Here is an 18,047-nt window from a genome sequence, read left to right on the forward strand (position 1 = left end):
CTACTTGACAGGGATAAGACCATTTGATAGTCTCTTTTTGTTGTCATTATTATTTCGTTTCACCATCGCCTTGCTGTGCATCAAACGTCCAAGTTAATTGTAACTTATCGCCTTGGAATTCATTTTGGTCTTTTTTATTATCAACGAATTCAAATTTCACTTTGAATTTATCAGATTTACCTGCAGAAATACCTTTTTCATCCCAGAACCAAGCAGCTAAATCATTATTTACTGCTGTAAGTGTATCACCCTTCAATTTATCTAATGTAGTTTCTTTCACAATCGTCTCATGCTTATCTACATTTTTTAAGAATGTTACTTTAATATGTTTACCAAAATCATCTTTATTATCTTTCTTCGTATCTTCTACATTATAGTCTGTTTTTAATAGAACCTTTTTAATATCTAAAGAGCCTTTATTTTCTAGTTTAAATTCTTTTTCAATTGTATCACCAGGTTTTAAATTCGATACATTAACAACTGTTGATGGATTTAATGATAAATCAAGCGTACCAGCCGCAAATGTATTATTTGACACTTCTTTATCGCTAAAGAATGCAAATGTTCCTCCACCAACTAATGCTGCTCCTAATACTGCTGATGCGATACCCATTCCTAATTTTTTCTTTAAAGTCATGTCCATATCCCCTTAATATATATATATATTTGTTAACTTCCTAAACGGAAAGTATAACCAAACGAACTAGACGGATTGTTCTACTTTTTTATCTTTCTTTTCTCCGTCAATGCTACGAATAGCGCCAAAAATAGAAATTGCGGAATAGCCAAGTAAAAAGACTCCAGGAATAATGAGAAGTAATGCTGCTCCCGCTTTTGAACTCGCATAATTCAGTCCATAACCAACGTATGGAACTGTAATATCTGCATACTTTCCAATTACATTCTCTGCAAGTACTGGTGCTAAATCTGGTCCGTTGTTGTTATCCCCTTTTGTTTCATACATTACTTTTCCATTTGTATCTTTCACACCGATAATACGGTGAGTGATAATTTTGTCATCTTTCTCTTTAAACGTAATAACATCACCTTTTTTATATTTAGAACCATCTTTCGTTGGCTCTATCGCAATGATTGATCCTGTTAAAAATGTTGGTTCCATCGATCCTGAAAGAACGCTCTTAAATTGATATCCCATCACTGTTGGATCCCCGCCACTCGCTTTTGAAGAAATAACTACAAAAGCTAAACAAACCATTACCGCAAATAAAACAAATGAGATAACGTTGCTAATCACCTTCCAAACTAATTTCATCGTCTCTCTCCCTCTCCGTTGTTTTATGTTATTTGAAGTATACAATATTCATTTAGTTCTCTAACAAGAACACAAGTAAATAATATAACGAACGATTTGGAAATGCAATAAGAAAATTTACAATTATTAGTTAAATCATTTTTGAAATGCATACAAAAAAGACCGTGACAAAATCTCATCACGGTCTACTAGCAATTTATTTTTCTTCTGATTTCATCCCTTGGTTATTTCGGCGCAGCACTACATATAAAATCGCTCCAAATAATAAAATCGCACCTATTCCAACACTTATCACTTTCACATTCGATTCCTTTACTTCAGGTGCAACTGTATCTTTTTTAGGCATCGCAAAAGTAACATCTTCTTTTGAAAGAACATTTATAGTCGCAATCGTTTGATTATTCTTTATAATATCTACCGCACCAACTACTTCACCGCGATGAATTCCTTTTTGATACAAAGATTCTTTATCCACTGAATTAACCCGAAAAGCCGTTTTTATATTTTTCCCTTCATCTTTCTTTAGCATAAGCTCTGCACTTTTTTCCAGCTCAGAATCAACATCTTTATTTAAATACTTTGCCTTTTGGTGCCAACTATGTTTATCTAGTACAGTTTGCTTCGTAAATTGCCCAAAAGAATATTCCGCCATCTGCTTCAAATCTTCATAAATTTCAGGTCTTTGAGAAGCCATTACTACATTTATAATACGATTACCATCCTTCTCATTTAATAAAACGAGCGTATTGCGTGCTTCATTCGTAAATCCTGTCTTACCACCCATACTATATGGATTTTCAAAATAAGTAGACTTATTAAAAATAGAAACTGTTTGCGTAGATGTCGTAACCGTCGTTCTTTTCGTATTCATCGCTTGTAAAATTTCAGGATACTTTTGCACACCTCTCGTAATCATGGCCATATCATATGGCGTCGTATAATGATTTGGATCATGCAATCCATTTGGCGTTACAAAATGACTATCTTTAGCCCCTAATTGCTTCGCCCTTTCATTCATCATATTGGCGAAGTTTTCAACACTTCCTCCAATACGCTCCGCAATCGCATACGACACATCATTCGCACTCAGCACCATTAAAATCATAAGTGCAGTATTTCTATTAATAGTCTCACCAGGGTGAAACTCAATTTGATAATTACTCTTCTCTTGATCTAATGCTAATTGTGAAAACGTAAATTGATCCTCTGGCTTCGTATGCTCCATCAGTAAAATCGCCGTTAACACTTTCGTCATACTAGCAGGGAACGCACGATGATGTGCATTTTTGTCGTACAACATATCTCCTGTTTTCGCATCAATCGTAGTCGCAAACTGACTAAAAACATTCGGCCCTTCCGCAGGTGGAGGTGCCACTTGCTCCGGATTTACTCCAATATTCGTCTCAGCATATAACGTCATAGGTGTCAAAAAAAATAAACAAATAACCATAACAAAAACCGAAATTTTCTTAAAATTTACCATATGACTCTCCCTTTTCCCTTTACTTTCACATTCTATAAAATACCTCTACCAACCTATATGTAATTTGTATTAATTTGGAAGAATATTCACTTTTTTTACTATATCACACTTTTACGATTAGGAACATAAATATACAACAAAAAATAAGAAGGAATTACTCTTTCTTATCCTTCTCATCAATCAATGAGTCTATTAAATTTTGACTAGCTTCCTCAGGTGTAATCTCATCTGTCATCCCCATAAACGACCAACCTTTAGAATCGACCCACTCAACAAACTCTTGTAAAAACTCATCATGTGTAACATCCACATCAAGAATTGAGCCATTAATCGAAATCGTTCTATTTCTAGATACGCGCATCTTGAACGTTTTTCTTACCATTACAATAATTCTCCCTCTACTTCTGAATATTTATAAATATCTTGTACTTCTTTTATACATGATTTCTTGAAAATTGTAAAAAGGATATATTGGCCAATTTGCATATTAAAAATGAAAATCTCTTATTATATAACCCTCACACTACATTCATTTAGTCATAAATTACGGAATACATCCATATAAAAAAACAAACCAACTTATATTCTATCACACCAACTACACTTGACTTTAGTACGATCAAATAGAATATATTAGAAAACACCTTAAAATGAGGAGGAACTCCATGGCGCGTTGTACATATTGTAAAACGAAGTGGAAAGTAAAAGATGTATGGTCGATACTCGTGACATTTGAAAAAGATTGTCCGTATTGTTTCGAAAGACAATATATACCTGTGGTGCTAGTTAATTCAGAATTAAATTGGAGTTTTATTAGGTAATGTCTAATTCTATTATCGAAAGGGTTCAGCACTACAAAATCTTTTATTCAAAAATCAATAACACTACTCTATTATTTTCCCATTGCGTACAAACACACTATCATTAGTGTTGTTTATTGCATTTAATATAATAAATCCAATTTCAGAAAGGAGTTTTGCTGTTTGCCTATTCCTAAGAAAAAACCTCCAATACCACCTCAAAAACAACCACCATCCCCGTCTCCTTGCACACCAGAGATTACGCTCGATGTTTCTCCTGCGAAAAATTGCTCTATTCAGTTATCTGGGACAGTTACTTGTGGAGGACAACCTATTACAAATGCTACTGTGGAGTTCGAGAGCGCTTCTCCAGAAATTAATCCTATCTCCTCAGCGACAACTGATAAAAAGGGGAACTTTTCCTCAGTTGTCGATATAAAATCCGGTGTGCAATCCACTGAGATATCAATAACTGCTTCAACTAAAATTAAAGAAGGTTCTGCTTCTATATCCAAAAAAGCAAAGATAGAGTGTCAGGTCCCTCCTCCTAAAAACAGAATTTATGTTACAAATGGGGATGTCCCTCCCCTTCCCAATAACGCTAGTGAACCCATTTCGGTAATTGATGGCAATACGGATCTTATTATTACAAAAGTCTTGAGTGGGACATCCCCGTCTGGAATTGCGGTTAATCCAGTTACGAATCGCATATATGTCACAAATTTTAACGGGGATACAGTTTCGGTAATCGACACTCTAACAAATGCGCTTATCACTGTGATTCAAATGGGTACTGGAGGAATTCCTGCCGTACAACCTGGAGCAATTGCAGTTAATACTGTCACTAACAGAATATACGTGGCCAATTTCGGAGTAGATACTGTTTCGGTGATTGATGGGGTTTTAAATCAAGTGATTGATACCATACCAGTTGGGAAACGACCTTTCGATATTGCTGTTAATCCTATTACGAATAGAATATATGTTGCGAATAACGAGAATGAAAATGTTTTTGTTATCGATGGGAAGCTTAATATAGTTTTTGGAGTTATTTTGGGTTTAAGTCATCCAACTGGTTTAGCGGTGAACACTATTAATAATCAGATTTATATTGTAAATAATTTAACTAAGAGTGTGAGAGTTGTGGATGGTTCTACACATAAAATACTAGACGAGATAGTAGTGGGAGAATCGCCTCAACAAATTGCAATAAATCTATCTCATCCTTTTTCACCGCGACTTTATGTTACAAACCTTGGTGATGGTACTGTTTCGGTAATAGATGGGGATAAAAACATTGTGCTGGTCACAATTCAGGTTGGGCAACAACCAGTTGGAGTTGCGGTAAACCCATTAACTAACCGTGTGTATAATACAAATTTTGCAGATAGAACCGTTTCAGTGATTGATGGCCTAACGAATATTGTTGTGGATTTAATCAAATTCGATAGATTGTCTTCTGGGATTGCGGTCCTCCCTTAGGATAAGGTGAAACAGAACGGTTTTTAGTGGAATACGTAGGTCTTTGGTACCTGAAAAAAGAAAAGCCCTCCTTATTTTTCATAGGGAGGGTCTTGAAGGTGTATATGAGGAAATGATGCTACTAGGCTGTATCTGAAACCTAAGAATAATATTCATTGGTCGGATGGTTTGTTATTTTTCTTCCGTACCTCTTCTGCCAGTTTTATTAGTTCTTCGTTTTTCTTGTCTACTTCGTCCTTCATTTTTTTAAATCTCTCGTAGTCTCTTTGTGTTAGCTTCGGTCTATCTTTTTTATCCCTTGCCCATGCATATATCATAATAATCACCCCTGTTTAGAGAAACTTTCCAATAAATCCTCTCGTATCTTCAACACTATTTTCACATTCGTATGTTTAGTTATTTTTGTTTGGTACATCTTACCTTATTGCACTTATGGTTTCAATGTATATAGAGAAAAAAACTCCTCCGACACGTAAAGTTTGTATAACTACGTATCAGAGGGTTTCTCTTTAATATTGGATAAGGATATACATTTCTGTTCTCTATTAATAGAGTATGTATTTAAACCTGCCTATCTAGCTGTAATAGACGTTTACAGAACAGTGATGCCTCATTGCTATACGGTTGGTATTTATCCGCCAGCAAGTTTATCAGAGCACTCTCTATTGTATTAGTAGGTAAGATGTCGGTATTGAAATTGTAGTACGGATAGTACAATTTAGAATTGTTCTTAGTTGTAATCTCTACAATAACATACTCATACTCACCGATTACTATCAAATCATCAACTTCACATCCAAATAAGTCTTGTTGCATTAGCTTATCTAATTTCGCTTTATTTTCTTGTTCGGTTAACTTCTTCTCTAACGCATTGTATTGGAAGTTCTCCATTTCTAATAAAACTCCACAATGAGCTGCTGCATGTACTAATATCGGAGCTAAACCTGGTGGAGTCGTTCCTCCTTTGAATCTGTTTTCCAGTACACCTAATATCGCTTCTTCAATTGTGTCATATCTTATATTGATCATTTGGAAGTCAATATAGGCAGAGTAACTTATTTCACCATCTTCTTTTCCAACACATTCTAAAATTACATAGTGACAATCCTTGAAGCAGTACGCTTTTGTTATCTTCGCATACCCAACAGATCTTTTTAGATACTTCACTTTTTCTTCATTTGTAGGAATTTCATATGCCTCAATAGGTTTGTCTATTTTCTTGTTTCCTAAATCTAAACCATAACCAAACATATCATTGGTATAATTGTTGTCTTTGTATATAGGGTACGGTTTCCCCACTTTTCCGTTCACTTTAATAATTCTGTCGCTTGGTAAATTTTCTAATTGCAATTCCATAGTTACCCGTGGTGCTAGTTGATTTAGAAGCACCCTAAAGAGTATTTCAAGGTATTCCCAAAGCGTTCCCTAGCCTTATTTAGCATAAGACAATAAACAAGCAAAATGCTTTCTAGTCTACTTTCAAATCCTAATATGGAGCGGCTTCTAAAATCTTGTACCCCTAATTTTTCTAAGGATGAAAAGACTGTTTCAATTCTTTTGCGTCGTTTACCTAATAAAGTATCATTGATTTTGTCTGCATCTTTCATATTTTTGCGTAATGGAGTGGTGACTGTGACGCCCTTTTGGGCTATTTTTTCTTGAATAGAACTACTGATATAGCCCTTGTCACCAAGAATATGGGTGACGTGAGCTTCGTTAGCTAGGGTTTCCAGTAGTTGAATATCGTGGATTTTAGGTGAACTAACCACATAAGCTACTGGAAAACCAGTTTCAGTGACTGCCGCGCTTATTTTAACTCCATAATAATACATTTCCTTGGTAGAATTATAGCCAATCTCAGCGATTGAACGCAGAACTTTTGCCCATCGATTTCGGATTTCTTTACAAAAAGGGCTCGGAAAACTATCAACAATTGCTGTCGTAACGTTTTTAGTTTTTTGCTTCACAAAAAAGAAACGGATGATTTTTATAGCATAAACTAAACTAGCGCAAAGGCGAGTGTATCGTGTTCTGCTTGGGAATTCGCTGAAAGATAAAATGGTTCGTAACGCACGGTACGTGGCTCTTTGACTGGTGTAGCCAAGCATTAACCCCCATAAAACACAAGTAATTATCACAGTATCAGGTTGGACCAATCTATCAACATTCTTACGATTTTTAATTTTGGTTGGTACACATTTTTTATATAGTTTAACGACGATTTCTAAAATTTGATTGAAAACTGTGTGGGTATCTGTATAATTATCTGTGTATTTAGGAGATTGCATATCATTCACTCATTTCTTGGTCGTTTTGAGTTAAATATATGCAATCTTTTTATGTTTTTCCATCATTTTAAAGATTCTAAATCAACTAGCACCACAGGTAATATATGTCTAATGATACCTTTCATCATGCTAACGCCGCTTTACCTTTGCTATTCTTATGTCCTTTACTTGTTGATCTAAGTGACGAAAATCCTTTAGATAAATATCGAAAATAATATAACCGCTACATTCAAAACCTACTTTCTATTCAGTTCTCTTCTTATTAATTCTCCCTTTATTCACTACTAATATACTTGCACATGCTCCCTCTTTAAAAACTTACTATAAAAATATTGTAAAATTTCAGTTAATTATATATAATTGCTTTAGCATAATGATTAAAGATGCTATTACATAAGCATTTTTGAAGATCCCGTAGCTCAGCAGGGAGAGCGCCACCTTGACAGGGTGGAGGTCGCTGGTTCGAGGCCAGTCGGGATCATAAAACTCAATAGTATCAAGGCTTGAGAGGACATTCTCAAAAGCTAAAACTGTGGAGGTCTCCATCAGACACCACAAGTTAAAAGAGGACTACTTCTAGTCAGCAAATCAGCTGGCTCAGGGGTAGTCCTCTTTTTTTTGTTTCCATAAAACTGAGAAAGGACTGAAAAGAAAATGCTACTTAAGTTTGCTATGAAGGATTTCAAAGAGGAAAAAGAGTTCGCTAATCTGTCTCCTCGTACAATTCAATCTTATATGGCTACCATGCATGAGTTCCAAGCATTCTGCTCTGAGCGTGAGCTCATCGATACAAGAGATATCCGAGAGGCAACTGTTAAGAGCTATCTCATGTATTGCCAACGAACAAGAAAAAACAATGTAGTAACAAGAAACACCAAGCTTCACCACCTCAAGATATTCTTTAACTACTTACAACATGAGGACATTATCACTGAGAAAGAAAACCCTATTCGTAAAATGAAGTTGGCTAAAGAGGATATAAAAATTGAGGTCTTTCAAGATTACCATATCAAGCAAATGCTGAGTTACTACAGAAGGCTTAAAACAAGAGATAAAAGCTTATACGCTTATCGAGATCACACTATTATTGTTTTCCTTTTAGGAACTGGCTCAAGGCTTGGTGAGCTTATTAACATTCGCTGGAGTGAGTTGGACTTAGTAAACCAAACAGTAACCTTATTCGGTAAAGCTCGAAAGCAACAAACTGTCCCTCTCACAGACAAGCTTGTAAAGGAGCTTTGTGAGTACAAAGTGTTTATAGAACGTGAAATTGGAAAACTCCCAGAGTACGTATTTACCACACGAGAAGGGAAACAGATGAGCCCTAATAGCATCAAACTCATGTTCAAGCGACTCAAACAAGTAATGAACTTTACTGACGTTCGCTTATCAGCACATACTTTCCGTCATACTTTTGCTCATCGTTGCTTAATGGCTGGTATGGACGTTTTCACTCTTCAAAGAATGCTAAGACACAGCAACTTAAGAATGACTGAGAGGTATCTTGCTCTTTGGGGAACTGCCTTGAGAGAGCAAAACGATAAGTTTAATCCACTTAATTCACTTGAGATTTAAAACAAATAAAAAGAGAACCCTGCTCTTAGTTTGGCGACCAGACAGGGCTCTCTTGGAGGAAAACTCGAAGGAGCTTTCTTGTTTGCTATTGTATCATGCTTATTGGTACTAGCTCAAGGGGTGTTCCTTCTATAAAAATGGAGGAACATTATAATGAAGGAACTACGAAAATACATATCATTTGATTCAGTAGCTGAGATGGACAAAACTATTGATTTTACTCTTAAGGAATATAACTTAAAAGATAGCGAGCGAGTAATACTTCTAAAGCTATCAAACTACTCATGTAAATTCGTGGGAGTTTCATATTTAAAAAATAACACGTTAGCTGATCTAACAGGATACTCTAAACGTACTATTCAGCGTGCCCTCAAACGTTTCAGCGAGCTAGGTATCATTACTCGCATTGAACAATTCAAACCTGTTAAGGGTGGCTACTCAGCATTTATCTGTGTAATTAATCCTTTTGAGCGTCACCATGAGCTGGCATCTTGTAAGGAAGCTGTAGAGCCTACTCCTGAGCAACCTGACGAGCCATCTCACAGGGAAGAAGCCATTACACTTAAAGCTAAAAGCTCTAAAGAATTAAAGATACGTAATAGCGCACCTATTGAGCTGGATGCGTTAGATGTATCTTATTTGGCTAACTCATGTGTACCAATGGAATTTATCAAAACAGTATCCCCTTTCTTTGATACAGCTAAGGAAATCTATGCTATGTGGGGGAAAGTTAAATTGGCTACAAACAAGTATGCACCCGATTTAATTGATACAACTGAGGTGGCGATTTCTGCGTTTAAACAAGCTGTATTTGCTCTGAAGATGAACAAGATTAGAAAAGACTTCAAAGGTTACCTATTTGGCGTTCTCGCAAAGATGATGTCTGTTGAGCAAAGAAAGCTGAAGAATAAATTTTTCAATTTCCTACAAGATTAATCTGAGGAGAACTTTTAATTCAAGAAGTAATAACCCATATGATAGTTTCAAAATAAGAATTTTTACATATATCTTGTGTCTTATTTTGAAACGTAGCTAAAATAGAAGTAACAAAACAAATAAAACTAAAGGGGTATGTAAAATGAAATCAGTTAAATTAGTAACAGGGAAATTAACAGTAGACAACGAGAAAGTAACAATCAAACCTAATATGATTAATAGACTTCTAGGTAAAAGAACGATAGATATTTACTTCGAGGATATTACTAAGGTGGATGTTCGTAAGCCATCACTGTTCACACGAGGAGTTATCAGCTTCAAGTTTACACCAAAAACAGGCTATAAGAAGGGTAAGATCGGACTTGCCTCTCAAGACAACTCTCTGATTTTCAAGAAGAAGCACCGTAAGTTTATCGCCGAGGTAGTTTCTACTATCGGTAAGTAAGCCGTCTCACAGGTACAACTAAACTAAAACTAAAGGGGATATGTAAAATGACAAACACTATTGAGGTTAAACAAGTAGAGGAAAAGTTAATCGGACTAGTAGGAAAATTAGTAGAGTTAAAATTACAGGAGGCTGAAACTACCGAAGAAAACATCGACTTAATTGAATCCATCGCACACACAGAGGTCGATATCCTACGAGAGGTAAAACTACTAATCTTACCTGACAGAAGTCATCCGTTAGATGACGTAATCATGGAGTTATTAATGGCCGAAGAGAACGATATCGGAGCGGTAACTGAATTGAACGACGTACCAGATACAATTACCGAGAATGAATACAAAAGGTTACTAGACAGATCAACTATTACAGGTGACACGTTAGCACAGGCATGGGACGACTTCTTAGTTGAGTACGAGGGCTACTGTGAAGCTATTCAAGAAGGTAATCCAAGAATAGGTGAATTCTAATAAGTAAACACTCCTCTTAATAAGCGGAGATAACAAAAATACCGAGATTGCACTTCTACAGAGTTAACCTTACCTAGCTAGTATCAACTAGGAAAAGATAATCTCCTCAGAATGCGAATCTCGGTATTTTACTTTCTAGATATACCTACATGAGCACGAACATGACAAGACACCCAAGCAGACCATACACGAGTAAGTAAAGCCACAGTGACCATCTCAGTTGTTTCTCTCTACGGTTATTTCTCATTAGCTACTATCTCCTCTACTTCCACATTTATTAGTTTTCCATCTATGGTGTATCTCAATTGGTTGTTATAACTCTTTGTGATATCACTATGGAGCCAGCTAGATCCTTTATCCGTCTCAGTAGTAAAGTTACTTAGGTATCCTTTGCCTCCACTAGTCCATCTAACATAACATCTATACTTACACATATAGCATTCCCCCTCAGATGGTTTAGTTATCAAATAACATTGATGGATCAAACGTGTTAGGATTCTCAATATTACCCTTGGACAAGCGGTACTTACGAGATAGTCCTAACTCGTCTATTAACCTAATATAGCGACTCTCAAAGTCTGCCATACTTACCTTCTCATTGACTGCATACTCCATGTTAACATTCTTACGTCTAGCCTTAATTAGGTTAATCAGAGCTAGGTCAAGTGTTTCTAAATCTAGCTTGTCCAACTCGTATTTCTCTTGGTAGTGTTCGAACGTTTCTTTATACCAAGCTTTTTCCTCCTCAGTTAGATCTGCTTTAAAGTCCTTCAGATACAACCCGTGAATGTAGTTACCTGGAGTTAGATTCTTGAGTGCCTTTGCTTTCCCCTCAGGGGTACTTGGCCCTCCAGTTGGATTATGTGGCCTAGCCATATTAGTTCCCCTCCTTAGTTACTGCGAATAGTAGTACAGATGTACTAGTCAGGTATACTGTCTTGTTAGTATCAACTGAGATAGGAAACAAGTCAGACTCCTCTCGTTCGATCCAGCTCATGAATTCAGCTAGCTTACCATCATCTATAGTTACTTCTAGAGTGCCACCTGTTGGGGTTACGATCTTTACTTTATTCATTTAGCCTACCTCCTATTTGATTCCTAATGATTTAACATACTGTTTGTATTCTTCATTAAAGGATTTCTCTTCCTGAGCTATTGCCTCCATAGTCACCGAGAAAGCCTCGTAAACTTCTTGAGGGCTGTACTTTAGGGGTTGTTCCTGCTCGTAGAACAGTTGAGCACCTTTTAGTTGAGGGAATGCTACGAGAGAGACTTCTCGAATCCGTGAGGGGTTGCCTTCTTTGTCTGTGTAGAATGAGATGGAAACCTTTTTGGCTAACCCTTTTTGTACTCGCTGCTTAATGGAATCCTCTACAATACGTAGTTTACCAATTAGCTTATTACCTACTACAGATACGCTCTCCAAGAAACCCAATGTATCTTTTACCGACTCGCTATGATCTAACTGGATTGGTATCATGTCCTCTTTGTTAAACGAGCTAGCCAATGCTTCTAGATGGTCGACTGTATAGGTTCTCCCTCTGTGTGTACCAGTAGAAAATAACTCGGCATCCTTTAGTAGGTCTTGTCCTTCTTCTGAGAATGATTCTGTTAGTCGGCCAACCTCGTTGTATTTCTCTATTGTGTAATTCATATGTTTCACCTCGTTTAGTCTATAATCAAAGAAAGGGAGCAACCTATATGGCTACCCCCTAGTTATGTCTTTGTTAACCCTCAATGTTTTGTAACAGGTAGATACCTTTTGGGTCTGTGATGTAGCATTCTACGAATCGGCTAACTCGTAGGATTGTAGTCTCGTCCTCATCTTGGTTGTACGTCATAGAGCGTAAACCTCCATCAGCATCAGCGATATCACCAATAGCACCACGCTGTACAAATAAGGCTTTGTCATCTCCAAAGTTGATATCAACTAAGATATCCATCCCTAACAGTGTACCGATATAGCCTTTCAATAAAGCAATATCTGTATTGTTAACTTTCAGAGCGTCACGAATTTGTTTATTTTTCACTAGGAGAGCGTGTGTTTTAGGGGAAATTACCATTGTGTCGTACTCGTAGCCAGCTTTAATACCTTCTGTTTGAGCATCTACGATGTCATTAATCATTTGGTCTGCTCCAAGAGTTACATTATTCCAGTAAGCATCGACTGTTCCACTAGTAGCACCTGACTTTGTGCGTCCAAGTCTTCCGTTAGCGTTCTCGATGCGATCATAACCAAGCGAGTTAACCATATTTACCACCGAGGAAGATAACTTACGGAAGCCACGTTCAAACTGACCAGTAGAACCAAAGCGTTGCATCTCATAAGAGAACGCCATCTCTAGACCATACTTACGAATCATAGCTAGTTTTGCTTGCTCTGATAGTCCAACTCGTTTGTATGAACTTCCTTCACCAACCTCTGGCACTTCCTCGTAAGCGTAACGCCCACTAGCGTCTGCATCAGTGTCTTGGAAGTACTTGATAGCTAAAGCATCAGCAGTAGTTTTTGTAAATAGTGTATCAGCAATGAAGCGTTTCTCTGTTAAATCTTTGAAGCGGTGATCTAGAAATACCTTCTTTAGTAATGGATGTTGACCCAAAATCATATCACTCATGTGTTTCCTCCTCAGTCTACCTTTGAGATAGACAATCATTTAGTTATGGTAATAGTGGTAAGTGCCTGTTTAGGCTAAACTATTAATGAAAATACGAGTGAGCAAAACCTCAGGAGTAAAACTCTGCTCGTATTCTCATTAATAGCCACGAGACAGAAGAACTCCCCTGTTAGTCTGACAGGTTCAGCGTTCATCCCAACTCGTGTATGCTACTTTCGTTTTACTTTGGAGCTATCTAGGAGTTAAATGCTTCTCAGTTGCTCTTGAGTGCTACCAATAATGAACTGTATATGCTCTAGACTCTGCTGAGAAAAATCGAACTTTCCAGCAAGCCAATTCTGAATCGTACACCTACCAAAGCCCACCTTCACAGCAAAAGCCGAGTTAGAGCAACCTGTGATTTCTTTGTACTTGAGGTATCGCTCTCGTGTAGCTTCATTCATTACAATCTTGATATCTAATTCCTTTTCAGTTAACTTTAATGGCATATTTCATCTCTCCTATCTAGTTTTCTATTCATCTATTTGTCTATTCATCTGTAATTAAATAAAGACTCCACCAGCTCGTACCAGTGGAGCGTGCATATGTAGGCGATCCCCATCACCAAACCCCAGGAGAGTTATATACATATGTCTGATTTAATCTAGGACATGGAGATTAACTCTCCGTAGTACTACCGAGGAAGTGATTTTTCTCTCTGAAGGAGACTCGGTAGTACTACGCAAAGCTAAAAGGGTGATCCACTGGAGTTTTCCGTGCTCCAGTAGGTACAATGAAAAGGGGATACTATGGAGGACGACCCCACGCAACTACTGAGACTAAGGGGGCGGGAAGTTCTCAGTAGTTCAGTGCGGTATCCTCTTTTGTGGGGTTCATATATATAGTAAGACTACCGTAGTGTGCTCTTTTGTTTGCCTACTATATAGTAGTAGTGCTACTACCGTGCTAATATCTTCTTTTACCTCCACTGTTTGGCGATTGGCTTGCGAGAGAGCATTAGTAATTCATAGATACCTTCCTCGGTTAAGAACCAAAATTCCGTGTTTTCTCGTAAACCACCATGTCCAACTTGGGTATAATTATTGTTTACCCCCAAGTTGTGCTTTATTTTTTCTTCGCTATCTACTTGTTTCAGCATCATAGTTAAGTTCGTGTGTTCAATCCAATTAGCTACATCCTTCGCAAGAAATAACGGATCCTCCACAGTTCCATAAACTTTAAAGCCTTGCCCTAAAACTTCTTGTTGGTGAATTACTGTTAAGTTACTCATTAATATTCCCCCCTTAGACAACAAAAGAGCTGAACCTAATCAGGCCAGCTCGTGAAGTGCATTATTTAAAGAACCAAAGTGTAATTCTATAGCTTCCAACAACTGGGGACGATCTCTGGAGAACGCTACCTCGCTTATATTTTTACCGTAGTATTTCAATTCAGATAATATCTCTAGGATTATTTCTTTTGAATAAATGCTCATTTGTTTTCCTCCTTGGGGGGTTAATGTGGTGGGGTGTACCTTGTGGATCATTGGTAGGGGATTACTTTTTGTTTGCGTTTCGATAATTAGAACTGGAGAGGTGAATCTTACGAGCCACCTCTTTGATATCCATCAGGGTAACTTCTTTAGCAGATCGGTGTACCAATTCAGGATCCAAACAGATGACATCTATAATAGTTCCGATCTCCATTGTGATTTCATTTCGCTTAAACTTCCTCAGAGTTGCACCAACAAAGTTTCTAGAGTAGCCAAGTACCTCAACAATATCTTTCGCTCTCCATACTTCTAATTTGCTAACATCAGGCTCAGTAGGATTACTACAGATAATATGAGTTGTCCAATGTACATGAGCCAGTATGTCTGCTAGAAATCCCATCTCATTGAGTGATAGTAAACCAGCTACCTCTCGTAGTCTCTTCTTGAATATCTTGACCATTGGTCTTTTCTCTTCCATAAAACCACAGAGGTAGAAATCCTCTACAATGTTAATGTATACGTTCTTTCCAACTTTCTCCTTGGAAATAGCTCCTATTTGTTCCAGCTCGATTAATATATCGTTAGTTTGTCTCCTCTTTTTGTCAATCATACTGGATACATCCTCTACAGTTAAACGCTCAAACTGACCTTTGAATAGTTGTCCTCCTTTCTTAACCTTCATAGCAGTTGTTAACAGTAGGAGAACTCCTTTTTGTCCCTGAGTTAGCTGATTTCTGATAGTTTCATAATTAGTAACATCCTGCATAGCAAACCGCTTCTCACTCATTTCGCTTTTCTTAATAGCATAATTCTTTCTAGATTGTTGCTGAGCTGGTGACCCCATTTGATAACCTGCATCGTGTAAAACTTCCTTTGCTTGCTTAATTGTAATCATTTGTCTACCTCCAATAACTGTATTTGACGAGTTAGTCAACTGTGTGATATGATTATATGTTACCTTTCCTTCTCTTTATATTTTATTACGTTTCAAAATAAGACACAAGATATATGTATAAATTCTTTGTTTATTTAACTTTTCTAGTAGTACGCTAGGTATATCCAATAAATGGATGCACATGAAACCGCACATGTTAGCCGATTTATGCACATGAAACCGCACATGTTATTTTGAGCTAATCCCTTGTGAGAGTAAGGCTCAAGGCACTTTTTAGGCTGAACTATCTCTTAACTCTTATATAAACCAACTCAGCTACCTCTCCTAAGTCAAACCACTTAGTCCAGCTCTATTGATGTTGAAATCCAACTACTATATAACTATAAAAGAAAAAACTCCTTTGTCCGTCCTCGTTAGGCATAACAAAAAGAGACAAGCCTGATTGGCTGCCTCCTGGGATATTCCTAATTAGATTCTACTTTCTCAATACATAAATACAAAAACCTGAGACGGAGATCTATTAGGCTATTCTATCAAGGCTTGTCTATCTCGTTTACGAGAAGATTATAACCTGATAGCTTAACCTCTATTGCTGCTTCCTCATAGTTATTGTTTTAAAATCATTTAATACCTAATACCTATATGAGCTGGCATCTCTTAGTTTATCCTATCAGGGTTATTCTTTCCGATTCATCGGATAGTTACTACTTGATAGGATACTCTTAGAGTTACTCCTCTTATAGACCTTTTTTATTTTTCTTTCTCTATGATTACCTATTGGTTATTCCTAATTAGGTATTTCTATCAAGTGGTACCTATCGAGTTAACTCTTTTTAGATATTGTAGTAAAACAACTACCTCAGGGGGCGTATCCTGTGTATTTCACTCCTATGTATCAACACTTGAGGTAGACTATACGGTAACTTAGGAGTTAATTTCTACACCTTACTGGGTTTGTCTCATCTCACAAGTTAACTTAGGTAGTAAAACTAACTCTCCGTTTAACGGATACTTCAAGTAGGTTGCCGACTCTAGGGGGGTTACTATCTCATATATGAATATATTTAAATACCTTATGAGGACGACCTATGTTGAGCATAGTCCCTGAGTAATACCTGAGATAGCCGATCTCTGTAGGTGAAACTTAGGGGGTTGCTACTGGGGGCTGACTCTAGGGGTTCAACTTTGGGAGATAAATATTTTATAAAAACCCTGTAGGTGTCCTGTTAGGTGGTTGCATCTTGCAACTCCCTAAGGCTCGATGTTGGGAGAAAACTTTTTAAATTTACTGCTGAGGTGGAAAACTCTAGGTGTACTGGCTCATGGGGTAAAACTTTGGGGGTCGATTTTCCTAATAAATTTCTACTACATATGTTTACATGCGTATACGTACACCCCCCTACGCCTCCTGATTGTGAGAGCACCCCCCGAGCACGCCACCACCAGTGGAGCTACTGACAGTCAGCCAACGAGAAAGTGACCAACAGGAATAGCCCTGAGAAGCCCCAGATTTCCCCGTTAGACACTTCACCCCTAGAGGTGGTGCAAATCAGTTACTGACTCCACAGAGAAGCTCATAGGCGTTCCTGCTCGTTCATCCTCTCCACTGTTACATCTAACAAGTATACGTCCTCTAGTTAACATAATATAGCTTATACGAAGTCATTGAGAGGAAGCACAAACAGGCTTAAGCCTTAGAGCCACCTACTCTTAGTGTACCTACCTAGGTATAGACTGTATAATTATCTGTATGGTATCTATGAGTACTTGCTGTATAGATATACATAGGAGATAGCGGTCTCGTAGGGAATAGGGTAGGGATTATGCACTATTCTATACAGTGTTACTAGGGAGGGTTTACTGGAACGATAGTGACTGTTCACTGTAGAGGAAGTAGCTAGATAGTTATACTTTCATAACTGTTCGATATTATAACTTGGGAGAAACGACCACATCGAGGGGTGCGTGAAACTATTTAGTGTGAAGCATTATAGCTGGATCCATTAGTTTCCTACCTCCCAGTTGCTACTTTATAAGTTGTTCTCTTGTAGGTACCCACGTGGTACACCTTGAACCGTATATTCATTCCAGTTAATTTATTTTCAACATATAGAGTTTTGTATTTCTTATTAAAGTTAGCTATAAAGTTCATTGCATCAGCACCTATGAGAACGACTCTATCGTCACCGATATAAAACTCAATAGCTGCCTGATCTAGATTATCGTGCCAGTTAACCCACTTCTTAAACCACTTAAACATTTTATATTCCTCCTCTTAGTTTTCATAAATAGTTATTCTATTTATTCCCAA

22 protein-coding genes and 1 tRNA gene are annotated in these 18,047 nt (G+C 37.3%); 7 read left to right on the plus strand and 16 right to left on the minus strand.

The genetic code is table 11. From position 1 onward, the window contains the following. Window positions 1–49: 49 nt before the first annotated feature. The 4 genes from B5P40_RS06760 to B5P40_RS06775 all read right to left on the minus strand — a co-directional run bounded on the left by B5P40_RS06760 (window position 50) and on the right by B5P40_RS06775 (window position 3,138). Window positions 50–637 carry a CalY family protein gene (locus B5P40_RS06760; protein ID WP_000172837.1) on the minus strand — a complete coding sequence of 196 codons (588 nt, stop codon included), beginning with the start codon at window positions 635–637 and terminating at the stop codon, window positions 50–52. A 66-nt stretch (window positions 638–703) separates the two neighbouring features. Then, window positions 704–1,273, minus strand: coding sequence for a signal peptidase I SipW (sipW, locus tag B5P40_RS06765; RefSeq protein WP_113708992.1), 570 nt, complete (start codon window positions 1,271–1,273; stop codon window positions 704–706). Between the two features lie 196 nt (window positions 1,274–1,469). Further along, a complete protein-coding gene (locus B5P40_RS06770) occupies window positions 1,470–2,756 on the minus strand; it encodes a D-alanyl-D-alanine carboxypeptidase family protein (protein ID WP_002126097.1) in 1,287 nt (428 codons plus the stop codon). A gap of 154 nt (window positions 2,757–2,910) precedes the next feature. Next, window positions 2,911–3,138, minus strand: coding sequence for a hypothetical protein (locus tag B5P40_RS06775; RefSeq protein ID WP_000251865.1), 228 nt, complete (start codon window positions 3,136–3,138; stop codon window positions 2,911–2,913). A gap of 283 nt (window positions 3,139–3,421) precedes the next feature. On the opposite strand from B5P40_RS06775, the gene B5P40_RS32680 reads away from it, so the two are divergent. Both B5P40_RS32680 and B5P40_RS06780 read left to right on the plus strand, forming a co-directional pair. Beyond that, a complete protein-coding gene (locus B5P40_RS32680; RefSeq protein ID WP_181462931.1) occupies window positions 3,422–3,577 on the plus strand; it encodes a hypothetical protein in 156 nt (51 codons plus the stop codon). A gap of 162 nt (window positions 3,578–3,739) precedes the next feature. After that, the gene (locus tag B5P40_RS06780; RefSeq protein WP_113708993.1) at window positions 3,740–5,038 is read left to right on the plus strand and encodes a YncE family protein; all 1,299 of its coding nucleotides are present in this window, start codon (window positions 3,740–3,742) and stop codon (window positions 5,036–5,038) included. 152 nt (window positions 5,039–5,190) lie between these two features. Here the strand turns inward: B5P40_RS06780 and B5P40_RS32685 are convergent, their stop codons facing one another. The 3 genes from B5P40_RS32685 to B5P40_RS06790 form a co-directional block, all read right to left on the minus strand. Beyond that, entirely contained in the window at window positions 5,191–5,355 is a 165-nt protein-coding gene (locus tag B5P40_RS32685; RefSeq protein ID WP_181462932.1) for a hypothetical protein, read from the minus strand. Window positions 5,356–5,599: 244 nt separating this feature from the next. Then, complete coding sequence (locus B5P40_RS06785) at window positions 5,600–6,337, minus strand: hypothetical protein (protein ID WP_142936356.1); 738 nt, start codon at window positions 6,335–6,337, stop codon at window positions 5,600–5,602. A gap of 80 nt (window positions 6,338–6,417) precedes the next feature. Beyond that, a complete protein-coding gene (locus tag B5P40_RS06790; protein ID WP_113708995.1) occupies window positions 6,418–7,326 on the minus strand; it encodes an IS982 family transposase in 909 nt (302 codons plus the stop codon). A gap of 408 nt (window positions 7,327–7,734) precedes the next feature. Between B5P40_RS06790 and B5P40_RS06795 the strand changes: the two genes are divergently transcribed. The 5 genes from B5P40_RS06795 (at window position 7,735) to B5P40_RS06815 (ending at window position 10,752) form a co-directional block, all read left to right on the plus strand. Continuing rightward, a tRNA-Val gene (locus B5P40_RS06795) sits at window positions 7,735–7,807 on the plus strand. A 173-nt stretch (window positions 7,808–7,980) separates the two neighbouring features. Continuing rightward, window positions 7,981–8,901 (plus strand): tyrosine-type recombinase/integrase, encoded by a 921-nt coding sequence (locus B5P40_RS06800; protein WP_113708996.1) that lies wholly within the window; start codon window positions 7,981–7,983, stop codon window positions 8,899–8,901. A 153-nt stretch (window positions 8,902–9,054) separates the two neighbouring features. Further along, the gene (locus B5P40_RS06805) at window positions 9,055–9,837 is read left to right on the plus strand and encodes a helix-turn-helix domain-containing protein (protein WP_113708997.1); all 783 of its coding nucleotides are present in this window, start codon (window positions 9,055–9,057) and stop codon (window positions 9,835–9,837) included. 142 nt (window positions 9,838–9,979) lie between these two features. After that, entirely contained in the window at window positions 9,980–10,282 is a 303-nt protein-coding gene (locus tag B5P40_RS06810) for a hypothetical protein (protein WP_113708998.1), read from the plus strand. A gap of 47 nt (window positions 10,283–10,329) precedes the next feature. Next, window positions 10,330–10,752 carry a hypothetical protein gene (locus B5P40_RS06815; RefSeq protein ID WP_113708999.1) on the plus strand — a complete coding sequence of 141 codons (423 nt, stop codon included), beginning with the start codon at window positions 10,330–10,332 and terminating at the stop codon, window positions 10,750–10,752. Between the two features lie 456 nt (window positions 10,753–11,208). Here the strand turns inward: B5P40_RS06815 and B5P40_RS06825 are convergent, their stop codons facing one another. The 9 genes from B5P40_RS06825 to B5P40_RS06865 form a co-directional block, all read right to left on the minus strand. Next, the gene (locus tag B5P40_RS06825) at window positions 11,209–11,628 is read right to left on the minus strand and encodes a hypothetical protein (RefSeq protein WP_113709000.1); all 420 of its coding nucleotides are present in this window, start codon (window positions 11,626–11,628) and stop codon (window positions 11,209–11,211) included. A gap of 1 nt (window position 11,629) precedes the next feature. After that, window positions 11,630–11,827, minus strand: coding sequence for a hypothetical protein (locus tag B5P40_RS06830; RefSeq protein WP_113709001.1), 198 nt, complete (start codon window positions 11,825–11,827; stop codon window positions 11,630–11,632). 12 nt (window positions 11,828–11,839) lie between these two features. Beyond that, on the minus strand, window positions 11,840–12,406 hold the full coding sequence (locus tag B5P40_RS06835) for a hypothetical protein (RefSeq protein ID WP_113709156.1): 567 nt from the start codon (window positions 12,404–12,406) through the stop codon (window positions 11,840–11,842). A 73-nt stretch (window positions 12,407–12,479) separates the two neighbouring features. Beyond that, entirely contained in the window at window positions 12,480–13,370 is an 891-nt protein-coding gene (locus B5P40_RS06840) for a phage major capsid protein (protein ID WP_113709002.1), read from the minus strand. 242 nt (window positions 13,371–13,612) lie between these two features. Next, complete coding sequence (locus tag B5P40_RS06845) at window positions 13,613–13,858, minus strand: hypothetical protein (protein ID WP_113709003.1); 246 nt, start codon at window positions 13,856–13,858, stop codon at window positions 13,613–13,615. 470 nt (window positions 13,859–14,328) lie between these two features. Continuing rightward, complete coding sequence (locus B5P40_RS06850) at window positions 14,329–14,640, minus strand: BRO-N domain-containing protein (protein ID WP_113709004.1); 312 nt, start codon at window positions 14,638–14,640, stop codon at window positions 14,329–14,331. Window positions 14,641–14,679: 39 nt separating this feature from the next. Next, complete coding sequence (locus B5P40_RS32690) at window positions 14,680–14,844, minus strand: hypothetical protein (RefSeq protein ID WP_181462933.1); 165 nt, start codon at window positions 14,842–14,844, stop codon at window positions 14,680–14,682. Between the two features lie 61 nt (window positions 14,845–14,905). Continuing rightward, window positions 14,906–15,736 carry a hypothetical protein gene (locus tag B5P40_RS06855; protein WP_113709005.1) on the minus strand — a complete coding sequence of 277 codons (831 nt, stop codon included), beginning with the start codon at window positions 15,734–15,736 and terminating at the stop codon, window positions 14,906–14,908. Between the two features lie 2,011 nt (window positions 15,737–17,747). Then, window positions 17,748–17,996: a polyprotein gene (locus B5P40_RS06865; RefSeq protein ID WP_113709006.1), complete on the minus strand. Its 249-nt coding sequence runs from the start codon at window positions 17,994–17,996 to the stop codon at window positions 17,748–17,750. Between the last annotated feature and the right edge of the window lie 51 nt (window positions 17,997–18,047).

The organism is Bacillus sp. SRB_8 (assembly GCF_003264205.1).
Lineage (GTDB): Bacteria > Bacillota > Bacilli > Bacillales > Bacillaceae_G > Bacillus_A > Bacillus_A mycoides.

Bases quoted from the DNA above. Each gene is read 5' to 3' on its own strand.
- B5P40_RS06760 (WP_000172837.1), bottom strand. From the start codon at position 637: ATGACTTTAAAGAAAAAATTAGGAATGGGTATCGCATCAGCAGTATTA.
- sipW (WP_113708992.1), bottom strand. From the start codon at position 1,273: ATGAAATTAGTTTGGAAGGTGATTAGCAACGTTATCTCATTTGTTTTA.
- B5P40_RS06770 (WP_002126097.1), bottom strand. From the start codon at position 2,756: ATGGTAAATTTTAAGAAAATTTCGGTTTTTGTTATGGTTATTTGTTTA.
- B5P40_RS06775 (WP_000251865.1), bottom strand. From the start codon at position 3,138: ATGGTAAGAAAAACGTTCAAGATGCGCGTATCTAGAAATAGAACGATT.
- B5P40_RS32680 (WP_181462931.1), top strand. From the start codon at position 3,422: ATGGCGCGTTGTACATATTGTAAAACGAAGTGGAAAGTAAAAGATGTA.
- B5P40_RS32685 (WP_181462932.1), bottom strand. From the start codon at position 5,355: ATGATATATGCATGGGCAAGGGATAAAAAAGATAGACCGAAGCTAACA.
- B5P40_RS06790 (WP_113708995.1), bottom strand. From the start codon at position 7,326: ATGCAATCTCCTAAATACACAGATAATTATACAGATACCCACACAGTT.
- B5P40_RS06800 (WP_113708996.1), top strand. From the start codon at position 7,981: ATGCTACTTAAGTTTGCTATGAAGGATTTCAAAGAGGAAAAAGAGTTC.
- B5P40_RS06805 (WP_113708997.1), top strand. From the start codon at position 9,055: ATGAAGGAACTACGAAAATACATATCATTTGATTCAGTAGCTGAGATG.
- B5P40_RS06810 (WP_113708998.1), top strand. From the start codon at position 9,980: ATGAAATCAGTTAAATTAGTAACAGGGAAATTAACAGTAGACAACGAG.
- B5P40_RS06815 (WP_113708999.1), top strand. From the start codon at position 10,330: ATGACAAACACTATTGAGGTTAAACAAGTAGAGGAAAAGTTAATCGGA.
- B5P40_RS06825 (WP_113709000.1), bottom strand. From the start codon at position 11,628: ATGGCTAGGCCACATAATCCAACTGGAGGGCCAAGTACCCCTGAGGGG.
- B5P40_RS06830 (WP_113709001.1), bottom strand. From the start codon at position 11,827: ATGAATAAAGTAAAGATCGTAACCCCAACAGGTGGCACTCTAGAAGTA.
- B5P40_RS06835 (WP_113709156.1), bottom strand. From the start codon at position 12,406: ATGAATTACACAATAGAGAAATACAACGAGGTTGGCCGACTAACAGAA.
- B5P40_RS06840 (WP_113709002.1), bottom strand. From the start codon at position 13,370: ATGAGTGATATGATTTTGGGTCAACATCCATTACTAAAGAAGGTATTT.
- B5P40_RS06845 (WP_113709003.1), bottom strand. From the start codon at position 13,858: ATGCCATTAAAGTTAACTGAAAAGGAATTAGATATCAAGATTGTAATG.
- B5P40_RS06850 (WP_113709004.1), bottom strand. From the start codon at position 14,640: ATGAGTAACTTAACAGTAATTCACCAACAAGAAGTTTTAGGGCAAGGC.
- B5P40_RS32690 (WP_181462933.1), bottom strand. From the start codon at position 14,844: ATGAGCATTTATTCAAAAGAAATAATCCTAGAGATATTATCTGAATTG.
- B5P40_RS06855 (WP_113709005.1), bottom strand. From the start codon at position 15,736: ATGATTACAATTAAGCAAGCAAAGGAAGTTTTACACGATGCAGGTTAT.
- B5P40_RS06865 (WP_113709006.1), bottom strand. From the start codon at position 17,996: ATGTTTAAGTGGTTTAAGAAGTGGGTTAACTGGCACGATAATCTAGAT.